Annotated in this window: 24 protein-coding genes; 11 read left to right on the top strand and 13 right to left on the bottom strand. The window is 66.1% G+C overall.

The window, feature by feature from the left end; all coding sequences use genetic code 11:
- The first annotated feature begins 1 nt into the window (after position 1).
- Positions 2–574, top strand: coding sequence for a GNAT family N-acetyltransferase (locus A3ES_RS52395; protein ID WP_083933275.1), 573 nt, complete (start codon positions 2–4; stop codon positions 572–574).
- On the opposite strand, the gene A3ES_RS0107080 is transcribed toward A3ES_RS52395, so the two are convergent.
- The gene (locus A3ES_RS0107080; protein ID WP_026162623.1) at positions 475–2,460 is read right to left on the bottom strand and encodes an elongation factor G; all 1,986 of its coding nucleotides are present in this window, start codon (positions 2,458–2,460) and stop codon (positions 475–477) included. The genes A3ES_RS52395 and A3ES_RS0107080 overlap by 100 nt on opposite strands.
- Positions 2,461–2,730: 270 nt before the next feature.
- Between A3ES_RS0107080 and A3ES_RS0107075 the strand changes: the two genes are divergently transcribed.
- On the top strand, positions 2,731–3,165 hold the full coding sequence (locus tag A3ES_RS0107075) for a DUF6069 family protein (protein ID WP_020386088.1): 435 nt from the start codon (positions 2,731–2,733) through the stop codon (positions 3,163–3,165).
- A gap of 49 nt (positions 3,166–3,214) precedes the next feature.
- On the opposite strand, the gene pyrH is transcribed toward A3ES_RS0107075, so the two are convergent.
- Both pyrH and A3ES_RS0107065 read right to left on the bottom strand, forming a co-directional pair.
- Positions 3,215–3,922 carry a UMP kinase gene (gene pyrH, locus A3ES_RS0107070; protein ID WP_020386087.1) on the bottom strand — a complete coding sequence of 236 codons (708 nt, stop codon included), beginning with the start codon at positions 3,920–3,922 and terminating at the stop codon, positions 3,215–3,217.
- Positions 3,923–3,974: 52 nt separating this feature from the next.
- Entirely contained in the window at positions 3,975–4,613 is a 639-nt protein-coding gene (locus tag A3ES_RS0107065; RefSeq protein ID WP_020386086.1) for a maleylpyruvate isomerase N-terminal domain-containing protein, read from the bottom strand.
- 308 nt (positions 4,614–4,921) lie between these two features.
- Here A3ES_RS0107065 and A3ES_RS0107060 point away from each other — a divergent pair, with 308 nt between their 5' ends.
- A complete protein-coding gene (locus A3ES_RS0107060) occupies positions 4,922–6,370 on the top strand; it encodes an AAA family ATPase (RefSeq protein WP_026162622.1) in 1,449 nt (482 codons plus the stop codon).
- 24 nt (positions 6,371–6,394) lie between these two features.
- On the opposite strand, the gene A3ES_RS0107055 is transcribed toward A3ES_RS0107060, so the two are convergent.
- From A3ES_RS0107055 to A3ES_RS0107035, 5 genes are all read right to left on the bottom strand, one after another.
- Positions 6,395–7,375 (bottom strand): tyrosine-type recombinase/integrase, encoded by a 981-nt coding sequence (locus A3ES_RS0107055; RefSeq protein WP_020386083.1) that lies wholly within the window; start codon positions 7,373–7,375, stop codon positions 6,395–6,397.
- Between the two features lie 677 nt (positions 7,376–8,052).
- Positions 8,053–8,826: a class I SAM-dependent methyltransferase gene (locus tag A3ES_RS0107045; RefSeq protein ID WP_237744872.1), complete on the bottom strand. Its 774-nt coding sequence runs from the start codon at positions 8,824–8,826 to the stop codon at positions 8,053–8,055.
- Positions 8,827–9,374: 548 nt separating this feature from the next.
- Positions 9,375–9,524, bottom strand: coding sequence for a recombinase family protein (locus A3ES_RS52390; RefSeq protein ID WP_237744885.1), 150 nt, complete (start codon positions 9,522–9,524; stop codon positions 9,375–9,377).
- 535 nt (positions 9,525–10,059) lie between these two features.
- Positions 10,060–11,355, bottom strand: a complete 1,296-nt coding sequence (locus tag A3ES_RS0107040) for a GNAT family N-acetyltransferase (RefSeq protein ID WP_020386080.1) — start codon at positions 11,353–11,355, stop codon at positions 10,060–10,062.
- Positions 11,356–11,525: 170 nt separating this feature from the next.
- Complete coding sequence (locus A3ES_RS0107035; RefSeq protein ID WP_026162620.1) at positions 11,526–12,089, bottom strand: dihydrofolate reductase family protein; 564 nt, start codon at positions 12,087–12,089, stop codon at positions 11,526–11,528.
- Positions 12,090–12,502: 413 nt separating this feature from the next.
- Between A3ES_RS0107035 and A3ES_RS0107030 the strand changes: the two genes are divergently transcribed.
- A complete protein-coding gene (locus A3ES_RS0107030) occupies positions 12,503–13,534 on the top strand; it encodes a phosphotransferase family protein (RefSeq protein ID WP_063745923.1) in 1,032 nt (343 codons plus the stop codon).
- Positions 13,535–13,554: 20 nt separating this feature from the next.
- Entirely contained in the window at positions 13,555–13,779 is a 225-nt protein-coding gene (locus A3ES_RS53860) for a hypothetical protein (RefSeq protein WP_157630375.1), read from the top strand.
- A 27-nt stretch (positions 13,780–13,806) separates the two neighbouring features.
- On the opposite strand, the gene A3ES_RS0107025 is transcribed toward A3ES_RS53860, so the two are convergent.
- Positions 13,807–14,430, bottom strand: coding sequence for an AAA family ATPase (locus tag A3ES_RS0107025; protein ID WP_020386077.1), 624 nt, complete (start codon positions 14,428–14,430; stop codon positions 13,807–13,809).
- Between the two features lie 450 nt (positions 14,431–14,880).
- Between A3ES_RS0107025 and A3ES_RS0107020 the strand changes: the two genes are divergently transcribed.
- Positions 14,881–15,999 (top strand): phosphotransferase, encoded by a 1,119-nt coding sequence (locus tag A3ES_RS0107020; RefSeq protein WP_020386076.1) that lies wholly within the window; start codon positions 14,881–14,883, stop codon positions 15,997–15,999.
- A gap of 141 nt (positions 16,000–16,140) precedes the next feature.
- Positions 16,141–16,560, top strand: a complete 420-nt coding sequence (locus A3ES_RS0107015) for an NUDIX domain-containing protein (RefSeq protein ID WP_026162619.1) — start codon at positions 16,141–16,143, stop codon at positions 16,558–16,560.
- A gap of 75 nt (positions 16,561–16,635) precedes the next feature.
- Here A3ES_RS0107015 and A3ES_RS0107010 read toward each other — a convergent pair whose 3' ends face one another.
- Complete coding sequence (locus A3ES_RS0107010) at positions 16,636–17,589, bottom strand: AraC family transcriptional regulator (protein ID WP_020386073.1); 954 nt, start codon at positions 17,587–17,589, stop codon at positions 16,636–16,638.
- An 81-nt stretch (positions 17,590–17,670) separates the two neighbouring features.
- Between A3ES_RS0107010 and A3ES_RS0107005 the strand changes: the two genes are divergently transcribed.
- The 3 genes from A3ES_RS0107005 to A3ES_RS0106990 all read left to right on the top strand — a co-directional run bounded on the left by A3ES_RS0107005 (position 17,671) and on the right by A3ES_RS0106990 (position 20,709).
- Positions 17,671–18,540, top strand: coding sequence for a Rossmann-fold NAD(P)-binding domain-containing protein (locus A3ES_RS0107005; RefSeq protein WP_020386072.1), 870 nt, complete (start codon positions 17,671–17,673; stop codon positions 18,538–18,540).
- Between the two features lie 61 nt (positions 18,541–18,601).
- Positions 18,602–19,909, top strand: a complete 1,308-nt coding sequence (locus tag A3ES_RS55955; RefSeq protein ID WP_020386071.1) for a GNAT family N-acetyltransferase — start codon at positions 18,602–18,604, stop codon at positions 19,907–19,909.
- 269 nt (positions 19,910–20,178) lie between these two features.
- On the top strand, positions 20,179–20,709 hold the full coding sequence (locus A3ES_RS0106990) for a hypothetical protein (RefSeq protein WP_020386070.1): 531 nt from the start codon (positions 20,179–20,181) through the stop codon (positions 20,707–20,709).
- A gap of 2 nt (positions 20,710–20,711) precedes the next feature.
- Here the strand turns inward: A3ES_RS0106990 and A3ES_RS0106985 are convergent, their stop codons facing one another.
- Genes A3ES_RS0106985 through A3ES_RS46490 form a run of 3 tightly spaced genes read right to left on the bottom strand, consistent with a single transcriptional unit; the run spans position 20,712 to position 22,979 of the window.
- On the bottom strand, positions 20,712–21,542 hold the full coding sequence (locus tag A3ES_RS0106985) for a phosphotransferase family protein (RefSeq protein WP_020386069.1): 831 nt from the start codon (positions 21,540–21,542) through the stop codon (positions 20,712–20,714).
- Positions 21,535–22,113 (bottom strand): isochorismatase family protein, encoded by a 579-nt coding sequence (locus tag A3ES_RS0106980; RefSeq protein ID WP_020386068.1) that lies wholly within the window; start codon positions 22,111–22,113, stop codon positions 21,535–21,537. Before A3ES_RS0106980 ends, A3ES_RS0106985 begins: the two co-directional genes overlap by 8 nt.
- Before the next feature lie 50 nt (positions 22,114–22,163).
- Positions 22,164–22,979: an alpha/beta fold hydrolase gene (locus A3ES_RS46490; protein ID WP_083933244.1), complete on the bottom strand. Its 816-nt coding sequence runs from the start codon at positions 22,977–22,979 to the stop codon at positions 22,164–22,166.
- A 139-nt stretch (positions 22,980–23,118) separates the two neighbouring features.
- On the opposite strand from A3ES_RS46490, the gene A3ES_RS46485 reads away from it, so the two are divergent.
- A complete protein-coding gene (locus A3ES_RS46485; RefSeq protein WP_020386066.1) occupies positions 23,119–24,759 on the top strand; it encodes a helix-turn-helix transcriptional regulator in 1,641 nt (546 codons plus the stop codon).
- The last annotated feature ends 14 nt before the right edge of the window (positions 24,760–24,773 follow it).

Here is a 24,773-nt window from a genome sequence, read left to right as displayed (position 1 = left end):
CATGAGCATCCCCGAGGTCAGGCCCGCCACCGCCGATGATCTGGCTGGTGTCGTCGCCTCCAGTGCTGCGTTGTTCGCCGAGGACGCGGGACAGCGGGATCGGTTTCGCAATCCGGACTGGCCCGCGGCACATGGCGAGAAGTGGTGTGCGGAACTACTCGCCGATCCGGATGCGCAGGTGTTCGTGGCCGTTGCGGATGGCGAGATCGTCGGACACCTGGTCGGGATCTACGCGCCGCCGTCGGCGATGTGGCTGGTCGCTCGGGCCGAGCTGATGAGCATGTTCGTGCGGGAGACATCGCGCGGTCGTGGCGTGGGCGGGCGGCTGGTGGACGCGTTCGCCGAGTGGGCCAAGCAACGAGGCGCGGTGCGGCTGCACGTTACGGCGTACGCGGCGCGTTTGCGCGCCAGGTTCGATAGTGGTGGCCGTCCGTCCGCCCACACCCAGCACGGAGCGGTTGGTGTTGCTCGCGCTCAGACTCTGCGGAGTACGTGGAGCAAGTACTCGCGGCGGTTGAGGGGGTCGTTGTCGGTGCGGGGGCGGTTGGGGAGCTGGCCCGTGACGGGTTGGTAGCGCTCGAAGGCTGACTCCAGGACGCCTTCGCCGCGGGAGAGTCCTGGCAGGTGCTGCTCTAGTTGGTAGACGGCCGCTGCTGGGATTTCTCCTTCCAGGATTGAGGTTTCGGAGCCGAGGGCCGGGACCTGCGGGATCGCGCGGAGGCGAGTCAGAGCCGCGAGAACACCTCGCACCGTGTCGGTCGGGATGTCCAGCTGGAAGCGGTGCATCGGCTCGAAGACCGTCGTACCGGCTTCTTGCAGGGCTGTCATCAGCACGAGTGGCGTGAGGTTGCGGAAGTCGCCGGCCGTGCTCGACATGCTCTTGTCGAACACCGCATGCGCGTGACTCTGCCGCGCGGAGTACCCCGAATGCGTCATCACCACCGTCGCATCGGGGATCTGCCAGCCGTGCACACCTTGCCGCATCGTCTCGTGCACGGTCTCCTCGACCGCCTTGATGAACGCGTACGGCATCGAGCCGAGCTCGACTTCGAGCTTGAACGTAACGCCGGAGTTCAGCGGCGCCGGCTCCACCCGCAGGCCGATCGTCGCGAGGAACGGGTTCGGATCCTGCTTGTTGAACTCGACCGCCGCACCGGTGCCGTCGAGCCGCTCGATGCAGATCGTCGTCGTCTCCCGGAACGTGACGTCGATACCGAACTCGCTCGCCAGCGTCGTCTGGATGACCTCCTTCTGCACCTCGCCGTACAGGGACACGAAGGTCTCCTGGCGGATGTCGTCCTGGCGCAGGTTGATCAGCGGATCCTGCTCGGCGAGCTGAGAGAGCGCTACCTGCAGGTTGCCCTTGTCGGACGGTCTGGCCGGCGCGATCACGGTTTCCAGGGTCGGGGGAGCGAAGTAACCGCTCTCTGCGGTGCTGCCCTCGATGCCGATCGCGTCACCTATCTGGATGTCGCCCAGCCCCCACAACTTGCCGATCTGGCCCGCCGACACCTCCGGCCGGGTCAGCACCGAACCGCTGTCGAAGACGCTGATCGCGGTCACTTTCGATTCCTTGTCACCGTGGAATCGCAGCCGATCCCGGGTCCGGATCGCGCCCGAGAACATCCGTACGAAGGCGATCTTCTCCCCGGCCGGACCTCGCTCCACCTTGAACACCGAGCCCGACACCGGGCCCTCGACATCGCCCTCACTGGCCGGCAGCAGTTCGCGGATGCCCGCGATCAAAGCGTCCGTGCCGGCGCCGGTGATCGCGGAACCGAAGTACACCGGGTGTACGAGTGCCCGCTGCGTCTGCTCGGCCAGGCGGGTACGCAGGGCGTCGTACGAGAGCGCTTCCTCGTTGTCCACGTACGTCGCGAGCAGTTGGTCGTCATGCTCGGCGAGCAGATCGATCATGGCGAAAGTGAATCCCGCATCGTCTCGCCCGTACGGCGTGAACGCGGCGTCGCGATCGCCGAGGCTGGTCGGCTCGCCCATCGCGATGAAGTCAGCCGACAGCCTGTCGGCGATGCTCTTCAGCAACTCCGCTGCCTGGGCTCCGCGACGGTCGAGCTTGTTCACGAAGATCAGAGTCGGGATCCGGAGCCGTTGCAGCGTGCGCATCAGCACCCGGGTCTGCGCCTGCACGCCCTCGACCGCGGAGATGACGAGCACCGCGCCGTCGAGCACGCTGAGCGCCCGCTCCACCTCGGCGATGAAATCCGGGTGACCGGGAGTGTCGATCAGGTTGACCGTGACGTCGTCGATCGCGAATGAGACGACCGCCGACTTGATCGTGATGCCACGCTGCCGCTCCAGCGCCAGCGAGTCGGTCTGGGTGCTGCCGTCATCGACACTGCCGACCTCGTCGATGACCCCGGCGGCGTACAGCAGCCGCTCGGTCAGGCTGGTCTTACCGGCGTCGACATGCGCCAAAATCCCCAAGTTCAGTGTTCTCACAAAGCTTCATGTCCCTTGCTGAGGTGGAATGACCTTTCTGGTCGGACATGAAGTGAGGTCGCATGAGACTGCGCTCCTTTGGTGAGAACTCGACGTGGTGCCGTTCAGGAGTACACCAGAGAGCGCTCCCTGGCGGCAATCGGTTTTCCCTGCGCTCCACTCCAAGTGGTCCTCTCCGCAGCTTCCCGATTGGTCCTTCAGGCGAGACCAGTGCTCGTCGAGGATCGAAGCACCCAGTTCGTGAACTATCAATCTGCTGAAGGAGTAGACGTGACGATTCAGAGTGACGTACGGGAGTTCAGTGGCGGAACGCGCCGGCGCAATCGGGCTCTCGCGGTGGTCGGGGCCGTCGTGGCGGCCGTCCTGGTCTGGGTGGTGGGCGAGCCGTTGCTCGGCCACGACATGGTCATCAAGGCCGAGGGGCAGGAGCCGCAGGACCTCGGGGCGAGCGCGATGGTCATGTTCTCGCTGTTCTTCTCCCTGCTGGGCTGGGCGCTACTGGCCCTGCTGGAGCGCGTGACCCCCCGCGCCGCCCTGATCTGGACGGTCGTGGCGCTGGTAGTCCTGGCCGTGTCGTTCTTCTTCCCGCTGTTCACCATCGAGGCGTCGAGTGGGACCAAGGTCGTGCTCGCGCTCGCCCACGTCGCGGTCGCCGCAGTGCTCATTCCGGTGTTCCGGGCGACCTCGACGAACGCCCGCAAGTAGGGGCCGGAACTGGCACGCGAGATCATGGGCGTGCTCGATCAGGCATCGATCAGTCGATGAGGGTGCCGATGTGGGCGCCGGAGCTGATTGCGGCTGCTGCGCCCTGGCGTTCGATGTCGAAGACGTGGAGCGGTAGGCCGTGGTCGCGGGCCAGGATGAAGGCGCTCTGGTCCATCACGCCGAGGCCCTTGGTGATGACCTCCTGATAGCTGAGCCGGTCGAAACGGCGGGCGGTCGCGACCTGGTTCGGGTCGGCGTCGTACACGCCATCGGTACCGTTCTTCGCGACCAGTAACGCGTCCGCATCGAGCTCGATCGCGCGCTGGACCGACGGATAGTCGGTGGTCGTGAACGGCTGCCCGTTCCCGCAGGCCAGCAGTACGATCCCGCCCTTCTCCAGATGACGCAGCGCGCGCAGCCGGATGTAGGGCTCGGCCAGATTGTTGATCGGGATCGCGGTCATCAGCCGGACGTCGTCCGCCCCGAGCGCCGCGAGCCGCCCGCGCAGCAGGACCGCGTTGATCACCGTGCCGAGCATGCCGATGTTGTCGGCCTCGACCCGATCGATGCCCCAGTCCTCGGCCCGGTTGCCGCGGAACACGTTCCCGCCACCGATCACCACGGCGACCTGTACTCCGGTGTCGTGCGCGGCGATCACCTCCCGGGCGAGATGAGTCAGGCTGTCGCTGTTGAAACCGAACTCGGCCGATCCCGCGATCGCCTGGCCGGATAGCTTGATGACAAGCCTTCGGTACATGGGTCTCCTCACTGAAACCTTCCCGCCCCAACCGCCCCTAGCTCTGCGCGGATCAGAAGGCGGTGATCGTGCGCGGCGCCCGCTCCGCCCGAGCCAGCGTACGCAGTACTGCGGTCGCTCCGTGCCGACGAACGGAGAGTCGCGTGAGCAGACCGACCACCGACTCCACCGCACTCGGCGGAAGCTCCGGTGTCGGCAGCCCGACGCTGACGGCCAGATCGTCGGAGTGCACGGCCAGCTCCATCAGCCTGGTGAGCAGCATGTCGTCGAGCATCAGCGACCAAGGTCCCCACAGCGAGATCCGCACCGGACGGTCGGCGACCGATGGGAGATCGGCACGCAACTGCTCCAGCGCCGCGTCCAACCGATCAGCCAGCGCCTCGGGGCCGTCGGCCGCGACGAGATCGCCGCCGGACCGGATCCGCACGCTGATCTCGTCGTCCAGACCGGCGTCGATCCATTCCACCCGGTCGTAGTGATCGAGCACCGAGATGGTCGGCTCGGTCGGGATCGGCGCGACGACGATCTCCGGGATCGCCAGCACCTGGTAGGCGAGATGGCCGGCGAGCCCGCTGACGCCGAACTCCTCCAGCGCACTTGGATTCGACCATGCTTCGGCCACTGCGGGGTCGCGGAGTAGCTGTGCGGCGGACGCGCCGACAGCGAGGAAGTCGTCTCTGATCGCAGCCACGCCTCACATTCTGGCCCCGATGTGCCCGTTCACGCCCTGCCCGAACGGGCACTGGCGTGACAGATTATCGCGACAGTCTCGGTGGCAGGGTCGTCCAGATCGATCTCTTCTCCCAGGACGAGGAGACAGAACTCCTTAGCTGCTGTCGCAGCGGCACGTGGATTGCGGCATCTCCAGACCGACTGGAGCCCGTCCGACAAGTCCCAGCCTACGGGCTGAACCATAGCCAGGGGAGGAGGCTTCGGTTCGGGCTAAAATCTAGGTAGATTGGATTTACGTAAATCAAATCTACCTGATGGAGCCCGGTTGTGACTGGATTCATCGGTCGACACAATGAACTCGCTCTGTTGGACAAGCGCCTGCAGAGAGTGACGGCTAGCGGGACAGGCGCTGCTGTTGCAGTGCGAGGCCGTCGGCAGGTCGGTAAGTCCCGGCTCGTTCAGGAGTTCTGCGATCGCGCCGATGTTCCCTACATGTACTCGACAGCTACCAAGGGCGCGTCACCGGTGGAGGCTGTGTCCAGCTTTCTGACAGATCTTAGAGAGTCTGCTCTCCCCGTGGATCAGGAGCTCGTCTCACTCACTGCGTCCGGCAGTTGGCCAGACGCATTCCGCATTCTCGCCTCGGTCATTCCGACGTCTCCGTGCGTGGTGGTCCTTGATGAGGTCCCATGGCTGGCAGAGCAGGATGGCCTCTTTGACGGAGCCCTTCAGACTGCGTGGGACCGGTTGCTGTCATCACGCCCTGTCCTGCTGCTCCTCCTTGGTAGCGATCTGCACATGATGGAGCGCCTCACGGCTTATGACCGGCCGTTCTTCGGCAGGGCTGACAATCTCGTTCTGGGGCCGCTGAACCCCGCGGACACCGGCGCAGCCCTGGGCTTGGAGGGTGCTGACGCTATCGATGCGCACCTTGTCTCGGGTGGTCTGCCGGGCGTCTTGCGTACCTGGACGCATGGAACGCCCGCTCTGGAGTTCCTGCGGGCGGAGTGTGCTGACCCGGCGGCGGCGCTCTTCAGCGTGCCCGAGGCGGCATTATCGGCCGAGTTCCCTAGTCCGGATGCATCCCGACGGGTGCTGGAGGCAGTCGGCGCCGGTGATCGGACCCGTGCCAACATCGCCGCCACAGCCGGCAACCGGGACGGGGCGCTCCCTTCGGGCGCCTTGACTCCGCTTCTTCATCGCCTGGCGGAGGAGAAACACGTCCTGTCGGTAGACGAGCCGCTGTCTGTGAAAGCAGGAAGGCCGGCCCTCTACCGGGTGGCCGACAGCAATCTCCGGTTGTACCTGGGTGTCCTGCGCGTGGCACACGAACAAGCTCGCCGGGGTCGCCCTGAGGCGGGCATTCGTGTGGTGGAGCGACGTTGGACGGCATGGCGTGGCCGCGCTGTCGAACCGCTGGTTCGTGAGTCCCTGGAGCTTGCCGCGGTCGCTGGAAGCCTTCCTTGGCCGGATGTCGGAGTCGTCGGCGGCTGGTGGAACCGGCAGTTCGATCCGGAGATCGATCTGGTTGGCGCTGACCGGGCTCCGGTCGCGATGCGCTTGTTCTTCGCGGGTTCGATCAAGTGGTTGGCCGGGCAGTTTGACGCTCATGATCTCGGCGCGCTTCGTGGCAGCGCTGCGCAGATCCCGGGTTTCGACCCGGCTGCATGCGGCCTGATTGTCGTTTCGCTGTCCGGTATCGCAGCCGAGGTCGATTCGAGCCTCTTGGATCTCGCCTGGACCCCGAAAGACATCGTGGAGGCTTGGCGGGCCTGAGGCTAGCGTTCGGGGCGGACGGTGTCACTCCTCGATCGGGGGACTGATGACCTGGTCCAGAGAGCGGTAGGTGCGGTTGCTCGCGGCCGCGGCTCGTTGCTCCCGGCCGGTGGCTTCGATGTAGTTCTGGCTGGTGGCGAGGCTCGCATGGCCGAGCAGTCTCATGATCTCCGTCGCGGTCGCCCCGTCCTCAGCCAGTCTGGTGGCGAAGGTGTGGCGCAGAGCGTGCAGGTTCGCGCCGGCTGGAACGCGATCGTGCAGTCCGGCCCAGCGGTAGCAGGACCTCACCAGATACTCCAGGCCACCGCGGCCGATCGGCTCGCCGGTACGGTCCAGCAACAGCTTGGTGGAGCGGCCGAATCGCTTGCTGGGAAAGCGTTGCGCGCACGATTCGACGTACGTCTCGATGATTTTGGCCATGATCGGCTCGACCGGGATGGAGCGGTCGCGGCTACCTTTGCCAAGGATGTGCAGGCGCATCTCGCCGGGTCGGCCGGCGAGCGAATCGGCGGTGAGGGTGCGCATCTCGGCTGATCTCAGGCCGGCGACCAGGCCGAGCGCGATGACCAGGACGTCGCGCTCCGGCCACGGGTCGCGGGAACGCCGTACGCCGTCGGCGACCGAGCGCAGCAACACCTCTGGGGTGTCGTCGCCGCGAAGAGGCTTGGGGGAGAGGGGAGGGGTTTTGGGTCTGGCCACTGCTCCCATCGGGTTGCCGGCCAGGAGGTTGTCCGACACGCAGAAGGTGAGGAACTGGTTCCAGGTGGACCACGCGCGCAGTACGGAACTCTTGGCGTGGTCGTCGGCGAACGCACCGAACGCGGCGCGCAGTTCATGCGCGGTCAGCTCGTCGACCTCGAGGTCTTCGAGGCTGCGGTCGAGGTTGGCGCAGAGCAGCGTGGTGATGCCGGCGAGATCGCGGCGGTAGGCGTCGGTGGTGTGGGGGGAGTCCTTCCGGGGACGCCGGGCAGCGAAGAACGCCGACTGAGCCGCGAGAACCTTCATAGGGGGAGTTCTACAGACCGCCACCGACAGTTTCCGGCTGACTCCCCCAGGCCATGTCGTTGCGCTAGGCAACTACCTACGCAACTGCTGCATAATGGTGATTATGCATGACAAAACCGCCGCGAGCGGCCCGTGCGAATCCGCGGGGGATCTTTGGATGCGCACGCATCCGACGGTCGCCGCCAGACCGTCGCCGGCCGGATCTCGTCCACTGACTCGTCCGACCAGCTCGCTTACGTTGCCGCTGACAGAACTTGCTGCTGCGCGACCCAGGCCACGGAATGCTTTCAGAGTCAGCTAATCGAGAGCCCTGAGCCCCTCAGTCAGCCTTGTCCCTGGATGTCCGATAACTGACATTATGTCAACTAGTAGGCTGCGTATTGCATCAGATGAATCACCGATGCGGACTGCGTGCCACTACCCCGGCGACCTCGAGTGCCCTCCGTCGCTGGTTGCCGACGCCCTCGGGTACAGCCACCAAGTCGCGTTCCTCCATGCTGAGAAGGCCGCAGAACCCTGGGCGCGCTACGCGGGCCGCCGTGTCCGCTCGCCGTAATGCACGCAGCAGGACTCCTCGTCCGAGGCGTTGCGTTGACCGCCTGAACCCGCACCGATGAGAGGGCGCAAACGTCCTGCGAGCAACCGCGCGCTCCGGCCAGGGGCTGAGAGCCCGGTGTCTATACCTTGCTCGCGACCACCATGTAGTTCTCGGCCTCAAGATCGAACGTGCTCACTTCCGTCCGGAGTCCGACCAGGTGCAGCTCGACTTCGAGTTCCTCGTACCGGTAGGGCCAGCAGGACAGCAGTTCCGAGCGGACAAGAACCAACCCAGTCGCGTCAACTTGCGCGATCGCAATCTCGATGTGGTGCTCCTCCTCCCAATGCGGCGCAATCTCCCAGCGGTAGACCACGACGGCATCGCGACCGTTCCGGCGGACGAGTCGGTCACTGATGTCCAGCCGGGAACCTCTGGCCCTCACGAGTTCCCAAGTGCGGGATGTGAGTACCAGGCGCCCGCCAGCGCGCAGAAGCCGTGACATCGACTCCAGAGCAGCACCCCTGCCTGTCGCGCCCGCGGCATGGTGAAGCGAGTTGCCAACGCAGAACACCATGTCGAACGTGCCGTCCTCGAAATGGTCGGGCAACTCTTCCCAGTTCGCCCGCACGGCCCGGACGGATGCCCCGAACTCCTCAGACAACTCTGCCGTCCGACGAACCATCGCTTCGCTGGCGTCAGTTGCGACAACTTGTATGCCACGACCGGCGAGGCCAACCGCCAACTGTCCGGTTCCGCACGAACAGTCGAGGACGTGAGCGTTCGACGGTAGGAGACTGAGGACCTCATCGAACGACGCAGCGAACTCGGCTGGAGGCAACTTTGCATCCGAGATGAGCCATTCGTACACCTCGGCAAGCACGTCATAATCCGTCACAACCACTACCTCCGTCACGCGGCACACTCACCGTGGGACGTCAGTCCATCAGCGGAGCAAGCCGGGCACCAATGGTTTTCGCAAGGACAACCCGTCCGCGCATGCCGCGGATAGCGCGAGCTGATCCGCTCGGTCATTCGCCGTGTTCGGCGCTTCGGAACTATCAGTACGTCCGAACTTGATACGCAGCGTGTCCAGTTTGGCCCACGATCCTCGTCGAGGGTGAGCTGTCGAAGCGCCTCCAATCGTTCCCGGACCGAGCCGATCACGCCGAGATCCTCGCCTGGCTGCTCGGGCGGGCACCCGCGCCGAGCTGGCCGGGCCTTGGTAGCGGCAATTGGCCGCCGACGCTGGGACTCCCTGCCGAACGGAGCTGAAACTCACGGACAACCAGAGCTCTCTCCATGAATCGTCACAGCCACCTATCCAACTCATCGGTGTCTGATCGCCCGGGTTACCAGTTACGCCCTATGGGAGCGTTCTTGACCCTCCCCCCGAGCAGCCGCCCCGACGCTGCTTGGACGTTGATTGCCCGCTCTGCGGCCTCTTGACGACCTTGTGGAGTATCAGGATGTGCAGGGCGCGGTCGAGTCGGGCCGGCGGGCTAGCTTGCCGGAGGCCCTGTCGATGAACACCTCGTCGCAGCCGGCTGCGTCGAGCGCGTCGTGCTGGGCTTCAGGGTGCTGGTCGCGCGTGGAGACCCGTCCGTAGCCGATTCGCAGAACAGAAGCTGTATCGCGAACCCCCGACAGCGTGACATTGCCGCGTACACCGGTTGCGTTACAACACTCCCACGCTCAGCGGTTTCAGGTGACTGGGGCGTCTCCCGAACGGCGTTTCTGCGCCCTCGTCGCCGGCCCGCACGAGTACGTCAGCACCGCTGCTCACTGCGTGAGTGGAAGCTGGGTAGCTTACGACGCACGAACACGGCCGCCTCCAGGCTCCAGTTGGCCGACGACTGGATCGACCTGCCTGAGCCGCTGACCACCCTGCTGCGCTCCTACCTGCAAACGCGCTCCGCGAGGCCGGCCTCCGCCCCTCGCCGCCCGGAACTACACCTGGCTCCAACTCGTTCGCGAAGCACCGCCCGCCATCCTCGCCAAGACCCTCGGCATCACCCCGAAAACCGCGATGCAACACGCCACCCGCTGGCCCGACTACCTTGCCTTCGCCGCAGCCAAGACCTCAGCCACTCGTCCCTGACCGAACGCGGCGCTCACGTGCAGATCACGGCGTCCGGAGGCCGGCCCTTCAGAAGCCGAAGGAGTTATGAGGCTCAGGATCGGTACGGAACATCCGCGCAAGCTTCCCGACTGCGTTTCCGGTGAGAGGGAGGAGATGTCCGGCCTGGGTGAGGTCGTGGGCTGACATTCCGCCCAGGTACAGCGAACTGAGTGCCTGGATGTCGATGACAAGGTCCGCCAATCCGGTGGTCCGTGAGAGTTGCGCGGTGGGCCCGTCAGCAACCAGGCGCCAGGTGCCGACGTTGGCGGGACACATGGTGTCGTCCTCGATGGTGAAGGTGATTTCGCCTGGCACTTCGTATGCCCGACCTTCAAGGGCTTTCTGGACGTCGAGGATCCGCGCCCACAGGTTGTCGGACTGCCGGGTGATACGAAGGGCACGAGGGTTGGCGAGCATCCACTTCAGCGGTTCCTCTCGTGGGCGAGCGGGGGCGATGACAATCTGGGTGAGGTCGAAGTCGAGGAGCAGCGCCCACATGGCACGGTAGGCGGCCGGATTCGTGGCCTCGAACGCTTCGACGATCAGCGAGCCGGCCTGCTCAGCGGTCCTGGACCAGGGCAGCCGGAAATGGGCGATACCATCCACAGTGCCGTCCGGGTGGCGGTGGATCAGATAGCGCAGGGGTCCGTCGGTGCCCGACGCTGCGTCGGTGAGTCCGTCCCAGCGCCCCGGCAAGGGAGAGAGTTCGCCGACCCGCCCCGCGCGCACTGCGAGATGAACAGCCGGCCACTCGGCTGTTGCGGTAGCGGCGTCGACCAACTCCAGGGATCCCTCATCCGGCTCGGCGGACAGCAGTCGCGCCTCGCTACGGCGGATCTCCCACCTGGCGCGGAAGGTAGCTGGCGAGAAGCCGAATCGGCCATAGATGCTGCCCTCGCTCGCGCTCAGCATGGCGAGCGGCTCGCCGCGCTCGAGCGCGGCGTCGAACATCGACTGCATCATCAGACGCAGCAGCCCCCGTCGTCGGTGGGTTGCAATGACACCCGTCCCGGTCACACCTCCCATCGGGAGCGAACGCCCGCCCGGGACCGTCACGTCGAACGACAGCATGGCGGAAGCGCCCACCACTTTAGTGTCGACGAGTGCGGCGACTGGGTGGAAGGCGGCATCGGCCAGGTCGGCCTCGGCCCACTCTCCGAGTTGCTCGGCCGTCGCGGGCGTGCGTGGAGGCGGCCACGGCTCGGGGCCGCCGTGCCACGCCGCCGGAGCCGGCTCCCAACTGGGCAACCCGTTGGCAAACGGCAACGCCCGGTAGTAATCGGCCATCTCCGCGCGCGACGGTTCTCGGATCTCGATCTGCACCGGCCCATATCTACACGACGGCCACCACAACCGCAGCCCGTTTTCACCGACGCACAGCCCACGCGACGAGATACGCCTCTGAACGCCCAACTCATCGTCTCGGAACAGCTCGGCCTACCAGTTCCCCCTGCTTGGCTGGCCCGAGCCCGCGCTGGTCCGGGGTCGGGTGTTCAGCGCCTGGTCTCGTACCTGGTCAGGAGCACGCCGTCGGGAAACTTCCGGGTCTCCACCAGGTTCAGGTTCACCCAGTTGTCCAGGGCCGTGAAGAACGGCGTGCCGCCGCCCACCAGGACCGGGTGGGTGACGATCGCGTACTCGTCGATCAGCCCGGCCCGCATGGCCGCCGCGGCGAGGGTGGCGCCGGCGACGTCCATGGGACCGCCATCCTCAGTCTTGAGCCGGGTGATCTCGGTGACAGCGTCGCCGGTGACCAGGCGGGCGTTCCAGTCGACCGCGCTGGTCGTCGAGGAGAACACCACCTTCGGCATCTCCCGCCAGCGGCGGGCGAACTCGATCTGCGCCGATGTGGCGCCAGGCTGCTGGTCGGCGGTCGGCCAGTGGGAGCTCATCGTCTCCCACAGTTTGCGCCCGTACAGCGCCAGGCCCGTCGCCCCCACCCGGTCGGACCACCACTGGAACAGCTCGTCGCTCGGCACGCTCCAGCCGAGGTCGTCGCCGGGCGCGGCGATGTAGCCGTCCAGGCTCAGGTTCATGCCAAAGGTCAGTTTCCGCATGGCGTCAGCCTCCCGTGAGTCGGTACTCGGCGTACAGACCAACACGGCGCGGAAAGTTCATCGGTCAGACCACACCGAGGGCCGGTTGACCACCGCGCCAAGCGGATGCTGCGTACGGAAGGGAAGGGTTGCGGGAACCCTAGGGGACGCCGCAGATCGGCTCGCCGGGCCGGCGTCGTGGCGTCCCGCAAGAGCCGTCCGGGTCTATGTCCGGGACCGGTGCCACTTGCGACCACATACCCGGCCGCTCGGCCTGCCCATTGACACCCTTGATTGGGGGTCAATACGTCGGGTCTTGATACGCAGGCTGTCCACTAGTTGACGGCGTATTGCAGGGGTTACCTGCATCTGGCGGCGGCGGGTTAGTTAGAAACCCGTATCGCCGCAGGCCCCTGACGAATAGGCTCGCGCTCATGACCGACGGCGACTGGAGGGATGGCGGGCTCAGGCAGCGTCGGCCCTCCGTGGAGACTCTCGCCTGGGCTACCGATCCGGCGCTGCGGAGGACGCTGGCGGCCGCTGGTCTGCCAGCAACCGGGCGCTTTGTTCCAAAGGCCGGCTGGGTTAGCCGCGTGTGGGTCGGCGACGATTACGTCGTACGACTGAACAACGGACAATTCCGCGACGCGTATCGCCACGAGGCTACAGTCGTCAACCTGCTCGCCGGCAGCGAGGTCCCACACGCCCGACACCTCGCCTACGGCGACGGCCCGGACGGGCCGTGGTACATCTCCGAACGCCTGCCCGGCCGAACCCTGTACGACGCATGGCCGGCGGCGGACTCGCACACGCGCCAAGCAATGATCGAAAGCCTCGGCGCTGCGTTGCGCGCACTTCACCGCGTTCCTGTCCCGGCCGACCTGCTGCCGCCCTGGCTGGCCGACGCGCTCGCCGGCAAGCCGTGGCCTGCGTTCCACCCACCCGTAGTGAGCGCGACGCTCCAGCAGGTCGAGGCTGCCCGGCGACTGCCCAGTCATGACTCGCGCCTGCTCGCGGACGTCGCCGATTGGATCCAGGAGCGGCTGGCGGTGTTCGCCGCCGACGAACCCGTCCTCGTCCATGGTGATTTACATGGATCCAACGTGATCGTCGACCAAGGACGCGTCACCGGTCTTATCGACTTCGCGGAGGCGTTGGCTCAGCCAGCGGATGTCGAGCTCGATACCATCCTGCGCTGGTGCGCGAAGGCGCGAGAGTACCCACCCACACCCGACGAACAAGGGCTCGACGAGACCACACTCACAGAGGTCCCCGGATGGCTGCACGGCGCGTATCCGGAGCTGTTCGAGCGCGAGCATCTGCGCGAGCGGTTGAACTTCTATGACATGTACGGGGAGCTCGCGCTATACGCACACCACCCCCAGCCTGACATACGCGAAGCGGCGCAGGACCGCATCGCTCGCCTGCTTTCCGGCCATAACCATCTAGATGGACTCGTCTGGTAGTAGCCGCCGGTGGCCGGTCAATGGGGCGGCCTACGGACACCCCAGATCGGACGAATACGCGCGAACTCAATAGGCATCGCTCCCAGCTGACCCCTTGGCTCGAACTCGTCCGCGAAGCACCACCTGCAATCCTCGCCAAAACCCTCGGCATCACGCCGAAGACCGCGATGCAGCACGCCACTCGCGCCGGCACCGACTACCTCGCCTACGCCGCAACCAAGACCAGAAAAGCCTCAAGCCCCTAGCAGATCGTCTGCGGGCAGGCCCGAAATCTAGGCAGTGTCAACAGGTCGTTGGCTACCGAGTTCCTCTGCTTCTTGGTCAAGCCAGTCAAGTGCGATCGGGGCGACCTCGGCTGCAGTCAGATTTCGGGTGTCGAGGCAAAGATGCCGATTACGGGTGAGGAATCCGTCGGCCGGAGTCGACGTGGATCCGGTTGGATCCGTAGTCATTTGATGGGCTTCCATGCTACGGACGTTGCCATCAGACCATTCCACATTCCGCTTGCTCGGTTTGGCAGCCAGCCGAGTTTCGCCCCGGTTGCGCACTAGGCGCGTTTCAAGGTCAGCGGTCAACTCGAGCACGCATACCTCACCACCGGCCTCCTCGAACGGCGTGACGAGCTGTTCAACGTAGGCGGTATCAGCTGGGTCCCGCAGATCCCAGACGAATGTGAAGATCAAATCCACATTGTTGCGTGCGGCTTCTTCGATCACTCGCCGGCGGAACTCGATGTTCAAGACGTTGAATGGCGCAGTGCCGTAGCCGAAGACCTCAACCAGCGGCTCAATGGTGTGGTGATTGTGGAACAACCTGAAGTCACTGTGCGCGGCGATCTCTCGGCCCACCGTCATCTTGCCGACAGCCGGTGGTCCAATGATCAGAAGCAGCCGCATGGTCGGCAACAGTCCCAGACACCCGTCTCACGTGCAACCAGGTTCGCATCCGACCCGCAGAGCTGGCTGGCCGGCACCATCCTGATGTGCCAATGTCTGCTTACCTCGCCGGCCACTGGCGCGACCAACTCACGCCCTCATACAGCTCGGCTTACCCAGTTGTAGTCTGCGTATTGCATCAGGTGAATCAATCGCCGAACCTCGCGACTGGTACGGGCTTTGAGAGTGGTTGACCGGCTGTGTGTTCGGAATCTGGCAGTGGTTGACACGCTGGCGCGACATGCAGCAAGATCAGTTTTGGCGTTGACTGACGCCCAGCCTCTGAGGATCTGCCCCAGCCGGGCCTCGTGATGGCGAAGGGGAATCTGCCCTCAAGGTTGCTGCTACCTTTCCAGGCCTGTTTCGAGTGTCGCGCTGCTGGGGAGCGAGGACACGTCGAGGAGGCTTGCCATGACCAAGCAGGGCAGTTTCAAGCGGGCAGTGCGTCAACACGCACGCCGCTCAGGGCAGCGCTACACCGAAGCGCGTGTCGACCTGGAGATCGCCGAGCGACAGGCGTTCATCCACGATCGCCCGTTCGAACACGACGCGCTCACGGCCCACCTCGAAGCGCAATACGGGATTCAGATCACCTCGTTAGCCTCGATCGACGACGACCCCAACACGCGGCCGCGCGACTCGTGGCCCGGCCACTACCCCGCAACCCTGCTCCTCAGGTGCAAGGACGGCCCGCCATGGATCGCGCGGATCTTCTCCTCACCCGCCGACCAGGTCAGCCGGGTGGTGGGCGATGCGGGCATCCTGCGTTTCCTGTCCGCGCACAACTTTCCTGCCGAACGTTTGGCGCATCAGGAGCCGGTGTCGGTATTCAACGGCAGCGGCGTGATCGTGACCCAGTTCGTCGAGGGCGGCCGTCCCGATGCGGCCGCGATCCAGCACGAGCTCGGGAGCCTGCTCGGCCGGCTGCACAGCCTTCCCGCCGCCGACGGCGCGGTCGCTCGGCCTGGCGGCTCCGACGAATCCGGCGGCGGCGTCCATGTCGGACGACCGAAAGAGGACCTTGCCGCGGCCATGAACTTCCTGGTGAGCGTCGAGGATGACGTTGCCCCCGAGGGCAGGGAGGGTTTCGAACTGCTCCGTGATCGGGTCGAGAATGCCGACGATGCTGAAGGCCTTCCCGAAGCCCTGACCCACGGCAACTACCACGCCTGGTCCGCGGTCGGCACGCCTGAAAGCCTTGTCATCGTCGGCTGGGCCGGATCAGGGCGCGGTCCACGGCTGCCTGCGCTCGCCTGGCTTCTCACGACCGCGGCAGAGGGCGGTCTATCACGCGTCGACGAGGCTGTTCGGGGTTACTCCGAACACATCCAGCTCACCGGCGAAGAGATCGACAGACTCCCCGGTGTCCTCCACATGAAACCGCTCTGGCTCGGCTGCCTCGACTATCGCCAAGCGGTGCTCAGCGGGAGAACGCCAACTCTGGAAGACGGTTGGCCACCCTGGGCCGCCGACCGCACCGATCAGGTCGAACGAATCGCGGCTCGCGCAGTTGCAGCACTACGCACCTGAACAGCGGGTCCGCGATCGCTGCCCGATGACCGGCGATCGAGCCGCCTTCGGCATCCGCGGGATCGGGCCGGATCTGTCGGTATCCAGCAACGCCGCGCGCCCAACGCGGCATGAGAGTGTGTTCGCGCCTAGTGTGCCGCCATGGTTGCCCAGATTCCGATCTCAGTCGCTGTACTTGTGCGCGACGGTCTCGTGCTCCTTGTGCATCGCCATCCATCGCGTCGGTGGTATCCCGACCGCTGGAGCTTCTCCGCCGGCGGACATGTCGAGTCGGGTGAGTTGCCTCACCAAGCCGTCAGTCGGGAATGCCTCGAAGAACTCGGTGTCCACGTCCACGACCCCGTACCCATCCCAATGACGGTCAGTGACCCGACCCTCGACGTGCACGCGTTCCTCGTCACGCGCTGGGACGGGGAACCTGTCAACGCCGCACCGGAGGAGCACGACGATCTTCGCTGGTTCCGGCCCAGCGAGCTCGCGGACTTGAAACTGGCCCACCCGGAGAGCCTGTCGAGCATCCTGAGCGCCGTCCAGGTCGCAACCGGATCCCACCGCCCATAGAGCCGAGCCCAGTACTCCGTCTCCGCAGCCTCACTCGGTGTTCGCACCAATGGTTCAGGACTCGTCACCGCAGACCTACTGGGCTTCGAGTACTGGGGTTCTTGTGGTTTGGGTGCGGTGTTGGCGGGGGCTGATGCCGCGTTCTCGTTTGAAGGCGGTGCTCAGGGCGAAGGCGCTGCCGTAGCCGACTTCGTGGGCTACCGATTCCAGGGTGGTGTTCGGGTCGAGGATGCGGTCGGCGGCCAGGGCGAGTCGCCAGCCGGTGAGGTAGGTCATCGGTGCCTCGCCGACGGTTTCGGTGAATCGCTTGGCCAGGGCTGCGCGGGAGATGCCGGAGTGGCTTGCGAGGCTTGCGACCGTCCATGGCCGGGCCGGTTGCTCGTGGAGTAGGCGCAGCGCGTTCGCGACGATGGGATCGCCGTACGCGCGGTACCAAGCGGGGCGCTGGGTCGCGTCGCGCGAGAACCAGGCTCGGAGGACAGCGGCGAAGACGAGGTCGAAGAGGCGGTCGAGTACTGCGTCCTGTCCGGGGCCGTCCTTGTCGAGTTCCGCGGTGAGGAGTGGGATCAGTGGCGGATCGAGTTCCGCGGCCGGGACCATGAGCATCGTGGGCAGAGCGGTGAGCAGCCGCTTGCTGACTTCCCCGCGCAACTGGTGACATCCCAGCAGCAATGAGGTGGAACCGCTGGAGTCGTTGCCCCACAGGCGCTCTCCAAGGCTCAGGCTGATCTCCTCGCCGGCCGCGTTGGTGCACCGCAGGCCCGGAAGGAGGATGACCTGGGGCTCGGTCGACGGACCGTCCGCGACAGTGAACTCGTCTGGCCCACGGAGCACTGCGACATCGCCCGGCCCGAGAGTTACAGATGCACCGGCGTCGTCGCCGATCCACGCTCCCCCAGCGAGCACCGCCACCAGCCCGACCGGCGCCTCGTCCCGCATCCGCACACCCCACGGCGGCTCCATCCGTCCCCGCAGCAGGTACGCTCCGCCTCCGCGTGGTCCGTCCAGCAACCTGGTCAACGCATCCATGTCCCTCAGGGTAGACGCTCGCGCATGTAATCAAGCCTTCTGACCATGGAGGCTCCAGCCTGGAGCGATTTCACTGGTCACATGACCAATCACACACAGCTCCCAGACCCACGGCTTTCGGGCCTCACTCTCGTTACCGCCGGCACCGGCAAGACCGGTCGCCGGATCGTGCAACGTCTGACGGACCGGGGCCTGCCGGTTCGGGTTGGCTCCCGGGCCGGCGACCCGCCGTTCGACTGGTCCGACCAGGGCACCTGGCAGGGCGCGCTGGCCGGGGTCGATGCGGCGTACGTGGCCTATCTGCCGGACATCGGCGCACCGCAGGCCGCCGACGACCTCGCCGCCTTCGCCACCCTCGCAACGGACATTGGGGTCGGGCGGGTGGTGCTGCTGTCGGGGCGCAACGAGCCCATGGCGCAACGCTGCGAGGAGGTACTGCAAAGCTATCCGTGGCAGTGGACGGTACTGCGCTCCTCGGTGTTCAGCCAGGATTTCAGCGAGGCGTTCTGGCTCGATCCGGTCCGCAGCGGCATCGTGGCCGTCCCGGCCGGTGAACTGATCGCCGAACCGTTCGTCGACATCGAGGACGTCGTCGACGTCGCCGTCGCGGCACTCACCGAGCAGCGGCATGCGGGGCAGGTCTACGAGCTCTCCGGGCCACGGTCGGTACCGCTGGCTGAGGCGACTGCCGAGATCGCTGCCGCCATCGGGCGACCGGTGCGCTACGAGCCGGTGACATCCGAACAGTACGTCGCGGCCATGACGGCGGAGGGAGTGCCGGCCGAGGAGGCCCAGTTCGTCGCCGACCTGTTCGCTGCTCTCTTCGACGGCCGCAACGCCGCGACCACCGACGGGGTACAGCGGGCGCTGGGCCGGGCACCTCGGGAGTTCCGCGACTTCGTCCACAAGACCGCGGGTACCGGCGTCTGGGACATCGACCACGAAGGCTGAGCCACTACCTCTCGTAGGAAACCCGTTGCGAGCGGGCGGCATCAGATGCTTGGTTGACCCCATGTCGTTGCCCTCCCCCACGCTGCACACTGCTCGCCTTAGCCTTCGTCCCTTCGACGACGCGGATGCGGACGACCTCTTCGCGCTACAGAGCAATGCCTACGTGTTGCGCTACTGGGACTCACCGCCCTGGAGCGAACGCGCGCGCTCCGAGCGGTTCATCACGGCTTGCCGGAAGATGGCAGAGGAAGGCACCGGGGCGCGGCTGGCCGTGGATCGCTTGTCCGACGGGGTGTTTCTCGGCTGGTGCAGCCTGAACAGCTGGAATCCGGACCTCCGCAGCGCATCGCTGGGCTATTGCTTCAACGAAGCGGCGTGGGGCCACGGGTACGCGACGGAAGCCGCGCGCGCTTTGCTGGGGTGGGCCTTCGACACGCTGGACCTGAATCGCGTCCAGGCTGAGGCCGACACCCGCAACCTCGGATCTGCCCGCGTGCTGGAGAAGCTCGGGTTCGTGCGGGAAGGAACGCTGCGGGAAGACTGCATCGTGAACGGCGACGTCTCCGACTCGTGGGTCTACGGTCTGCTTCGACGGGAATGGCGGGAAGAAGCTGTCGTTAATCGCTTTGCCTGGGCGATTCCTGGACGGTTACCGTGCGGCATGACTTCTCATCTCTTCGCACTGTCGTTCGATGCGCATGACCCGGGGCGGCTGGCGCGTTTCTGGGCCGGCGTGCTGGACCGGAAGTTGGCGGGCGACGGGGTCACGGTCCTGCCGAGTAGTGACTTGGGGTTCCCGATTCGCTTTCTGCTGACCCAGGCGGAGAAGACCGGGCCGAACCAGATGCACTTCGATCTGACGAGTGCGTCGCCGGAGGACATGCAGCAGACGGTGGCCCGGGCGCTCGAGCTTGGTGGTCGGCACCTCGACATCGGCCAAGGGCCCGAGATACCTCATGTGGTGCTCGCTGACCCCGAAGGCAATGAGTTCTGCGTTATCGAGCCTGACAACAACTTCCTGGCCGACACGGATGTGATCGGAGCGCTGTCGTCCGACGGATCGCAGCAGGTCGGGTACTTCTGGAGCGAGGCTCTGAGCTGGCCGCTGGTCTGGGACCAGGATGAGGAGACCGCGATCCAGTCGCCGCTCGGCGGCTCGAAGATCAGCTGGGGTGGTCCCCCGGTCAACCCGAAGACCGGGAAGAACCGCCTGGTTCTCGAGCTCGCGGCCGACGGCGATCAGCAGGCAGAGGTCGACCGTCTCGTCTCCCTCGGTGCGACTCGCGTCGAGGGCGAGCTGGACGAGGACGGCCGGGTGCCGATGCTCGATGCCGACGGCAACGAGTTCTGGGTGTTGGCTCCCCGATAACGCGACCAGTCCCCCGGTACGCCGTACGTACGGCGTACCGGCGGACTGAAGCTGCCGGGTCAGGACGGCCAGGGATAGAACTCGCTCGAGTCGATCTGCCGGCCGGCCGCGTCGTACCCGCGGACCACCCTGGCGGGGCGACCAGGATCGTCCTCATCGGGGTTCCGGAGGCTTGATCGTTACGTTGTGTCAGGGAATTGGCCGGCTGAGGGCTGTCATGTCGCGCTGTGTGAGCACATACTCAGGGCACAAATCCTGTGGGGGGACTCATGACAGACAACGTTCAGCCGGGAGGCGGCGGCCAGGCCGCTGAGGTCTCGGGGTGGGAGAAGTTTCTGATCGAGGCCGGGTGGGCGGCGTTTGCCGTCACCTTGCTCGGCTCCACCTCGGTCACGGCGCTGATCAGCAACGCGTCGGAGAAGCCGGGGCGGGCTGGTGCCGGTGACCTCGGGACACTGATTGTCGCCGGGCTGGCGGCGCTGGCGTTGACGCTCGGCGTGGCGATCTTCGTCGCGATCTACCAGAACAGCGATCCCAAGCCGACAAGCTACCCGCTCGCCATGCTGGCCATCGTGTGTATCGGAGGCGGGACACTGGTGGCGAACTTTCTGGGCTTCGCCACGGTTGGCATGCACGACCTGACGCAGGCCGTCAGCACCAACTCCAACGGGAACCCGGTGGTGACAGTCGGTGTCCTGATCGGTGCCTTCCTGATCGCGTACGGCTGGGTGGTGGCAGCCCAGGGGGACATCGTCGGTTTCTTGTTAGGACGCTGGGCAGCGATCCTCTCGCGGAACTGAGCTCAGGGCAGGGCCTCGGCGATCATGCGGAGGCCCTGTTGCTCGAAGTCTTCGGCGCCGACCTGGTGGGCCCAGGCCGCCGTGCCGATCGCTTCGCGGATGTACTGGCGTTGCCAGCTCTCTGGATCGCGGGGGTCGCCGCCGTAGCCGTCGAAGAAGGCTGCTTCGAGTGCTGGGTCGGTGCGGAACTGCTGAGCGGCGAGCCGCCCGAGGTCCGTGTACGCCGGTCGCAGGCCGGCGCGGCCGAAGTCGATCACGCTGACTATCCCCTCGTGCATCAGCCAGTTGCGTGGTTGCCAATCGCCGTGCGTCGGGACGAGCCGGCTGCTCGGCGTTGGCCATGACTTCACCGTGGCGCGCAACTGTTCCGCGACGTCCGGGGCGATCCGGTGCGGCTTGTCCAACCAGGCGAGTGCTCGCTGGTTGAGTTCCGTCTCGAAGTGGTCGTCTTCGATCGCGAGTTGGCCGTGGAGTTGCGCCATCAGCTCGCCGGCCTGGCGGTAGGTCTCAGGGAGTCGCTCGTAGTCAGTGCCCTCGACCAACTCCCCCGGCAGATAACGGGTGACGACCAGCTTGGCGACCTCGTCGCCGTGGACGAACTCCGGCGCTCGCTGCTGCGCCGTCCATGGTTTCAGCCAGGCGGGATGTGCTTGCAGCTCTCGAGCGATGTTGCCATCGGCGGAGTCACCCGCCTTGGCGACGTACCGGCAGTCGTCCTGGAGCAACTCGAGGACAGTTGTGCCGACGAGGCCCCAGCTGTGGTCCTTCACCACCTCGGCTCGGGGCAACCAGCTCGCCAGGAGTTCCTGTTGCTCTTGGCTGAGTTCACCCATTGGCATCCGACGGCGAATCTCCACGCAGGTCTACTTCCGCAGTGGTTGCTGTGCCCGCTTTGCGGCCCGGAGCGGCGTGGTAGGTCCAGTACAGGTTGGTGTGCGCGATGACCTTGTCGGGTGTCGGCGCACCCCACTCGGACTGGTCTTCAGTCGTGTGGGCATCGCTCACGAGCAAGGTGTCGTATCCGCGGACGATCGCGCCGTGCAGCGTCGATCGGATGCATTCGTCGGTTTGTGCGCCGGTGACCACCAGGCGGCCGATCTTGCGCTCGGCGAGAACGGATTCGAGATCGGTCTCTTCGAAGGAGTCGGGGTACCGCTTGTGCACCACCGGCTCCGACTCCCCCAGCTTCAACTCCGGAACGTACTGCCAGCCGTCGCTGTCGATCGGCATCCCGTCACTGGAGTGCTGGACCCAGATCACCGGCACGTCCTCGGCTCGGGCCCTGTCGACGAGGATGGCGATGTTCGCGACCACGGTGTCCCGGTTGTGTCCCTCCGCGACCACGTTGTTCTGTACGTCGATCACCACCAGCGCAGAGCCCGGCCGATCCCCCAGCGTCGTCATGACTGCCTCCTTCACCGAACTTCACCGATCAGTTCCTGTCGGGACCCATGCTAGGAACCTCCGCCGACAAAAACCGCGATCGGCTCGGCGACGGCCGCTGGGGCCGTGGCGACCGAGAAGTGATCTCCCCCCTCGAGGATGACCTCTTCGCGCTGCGGGAACAGCTCGTGGAGGAAGGCTCGCGTCGCCGGGTTGATCCGGTTGTCCGAATCGGTAGTCCACGAGAGCACGGGGTTGTCGATCGTTGCCGCCTGCTCGACCCCGTAGTTCCATTCGACCAGTGCGGATGCCTCGCCCTCGACGAACGTCGCCGCGTCCTTGATGCCTTGGTCTACGACACCAGGTCCCGCGGCTTTCGCCGCCGTGCGCCAATCCAGGCCAGTCGGCTCGAAGAGCGAGTCGTAAGCGCCTGGGATGTCGCCCGCCTGGTACCGACCCGCCATCGCCTCGAACGCCGGTCCCAGAACTCCCAGCAGCTCCGCGAACTCGCCGGCCGCCAGCCAACTGCTTGGCGGCAGCGGCTCGAGCAGCGCCAGGGACCGTACCCGGTCGGGGTGGGAGGCTGCGAGTACGAGAGCGATCATCGCCCCCTCGGAGTGACCGACGAGGTGTGCCCTGTCCACCCCGAGGTGGTTGAGCAGGGCAACGATGTCGGCCGCCTGCTGATCGAAGCCACCGGCCGGTCCCCCGCTCTCGCCGTACCCGCGCCGGTGGTAGCGAATCCTCTGGAACCCGCTGAACGCGGGCTGTTCGGCCAGCGGGCGAAGGAAGTCCGCAAAGATGGCGCCGTGGATGAAGAGCACCGGCTCCCCCTCCCCCTCGACGTCGTAGGCCAGCTCGATGCCGTTCACGCTTGTTGTCTTCATCAGAACCCCTTAGTCCGTAGGTCTTCTGATCTGAGACTGGCCGACCGATCAGCCGGAGGGATCGGTATTGACTGCCACCCTGAGCCCGAGGGCGTGGGTACAACTACCTATCTCCGACCCGCCGGGCCATGCTGGAGCCATGGACGCCGTCACCACGGCACACCTGGCCCGCGCGCGGGAGCTTCACCACGCCTCCCGCTGGGCGGAGGCGTGCACGGAGTACGCCGCGGCAGACGCCGAGGAGCCGCTCTGCGTCGAGGATCTGCAAGCGTTCGCCGAGGCGGCCCAGGTTTCTGCCCGGGGGGACGAGGCGGTTGCCCTGCTTCACCGTGTCTTCGAGCAGCGGGTCAGTGCCGACGAGTTAGAGGATGCGGCGCAGGTCGCGTTCTGGTTGTGGTGGGTCCTGTTGAACACCAACGAGGTCGTTCAGGCAAGCGGTTGGCTCAAGCAGACGAGCCGCATCCTGGGCCCTGAGCTGGCCGGCAGCCTGTGGCTCAGGATCCCCGAGGCGATGTTCCAGGCGGCGACGGGCAACCGCTCTCGCGCCGGCGAGCTGCTGAGGGCGATCGTCGACGAAGGTCAGGGCGAGGTGGTCCCGTGGGCCTTGTGCATGTGGGGTCAGACCCTGATCGAGGACGGGCGGCTCGAGGACGGGCTCGATCGCCTGGAGGAGGCGATGGCCATTCTCCGCAACCAGGGCCTGTCGCCACGCGTCACCCCGTGGATCTACTGCGCCGCCGTCCGCGGGTGCTGTGTGGCACGCGACTTCGCCCGCGCCCGGGACTGGAACCGGTCGATGGCCAGGTGGCTCGATTCGCTGAGCAGTGTCGGCGGGGCGTACCTCGGGAACTGCCGCATCTACCGCTCACGGTTGATGTCCCTCAACGGTGCCTGGCCGGACGCCGTCGACGAGATCGCCGCAGTCTGTGCGGACCTCGATGGCTACACCGGTTGGGTCTGCGGGCACGCGTTCTACCAGCTCGGTGAGGTACGGCGACTGCGTGGCGAGTGGGATGCCGCCGAAGGCGCCTACCGCCGCGCTGCTGAACATGGTTGCCCGACGCAACCGGGACTCGCGCTCCTCAGACTCGGCGAAGGCGAGCTCGACGCCGCGTCAGCCGGCGTACGTCGGGCGCTGACCGAGGTCGCCGCGACGCCCGACCGCCTGGACCTGTTGAAGGCCGCCGTCACCATCTATCTCGAGCAGGGGGACATCGAGGCTGCCCGGGTAGCCGTGACCGAGTTCGAGGAGCTCACTGAGGATCTGACGATGCCTGTCATCGATGCCGAGAGGTGTGCCGTCCGAGGCGCGCTGTCGCTCTCCGAGGGCGATCCCGTAGGCGCGTTGCCGCTCCTACGGCGGGCCGTCGCTACCTGGCAGGATCAGGATGCGCCGCACGAGAGAGCTCAGGTGAACGTCCTGATCGGGCAGGCTTGCAGGGCGCTGGCTGACCAGGATGGCGCGCGGCTCGAGTTCTCGGCGGCCCGGGAGACCTTCGAACGGCTCGGCGCTCGTCCGGATCTGGCTCGGCTGGACCGGATCATCGCGGCTACCGACGCTGGTGCCGGGACATCCGGGCTCACTCCGCGGGAGATCGAGGTCCTCTGCCTCATCGCCCGGGGCAAGGCGAACCGTGCGATCGCCAACGAGCTGCACCTCAGCGAGCGCACGGTCCATCGCCACGTGTCCAACATCTTCACCAAGCTCGACGTCGACTCGCGGACCGCCGCGGTCGCGTACGGGATCCGGCACGGCATCGTCGAGCGGGGCACTCTCTAATCAAAGTTGTCAGC

Source organism: Kribbella catacumbae DSM 19601 (genome assembly GCF_000372465.1).
Taxonomy (GTDB): Bacteria; Actinomycetota; Actinomycetes; order Propionibacteriales; family Kribbellaceae; genus Kribbella; species Kribbella catacumbae.
This window is presented reverse-complemented; position numbering and strand designations above follow the sequence as displayed.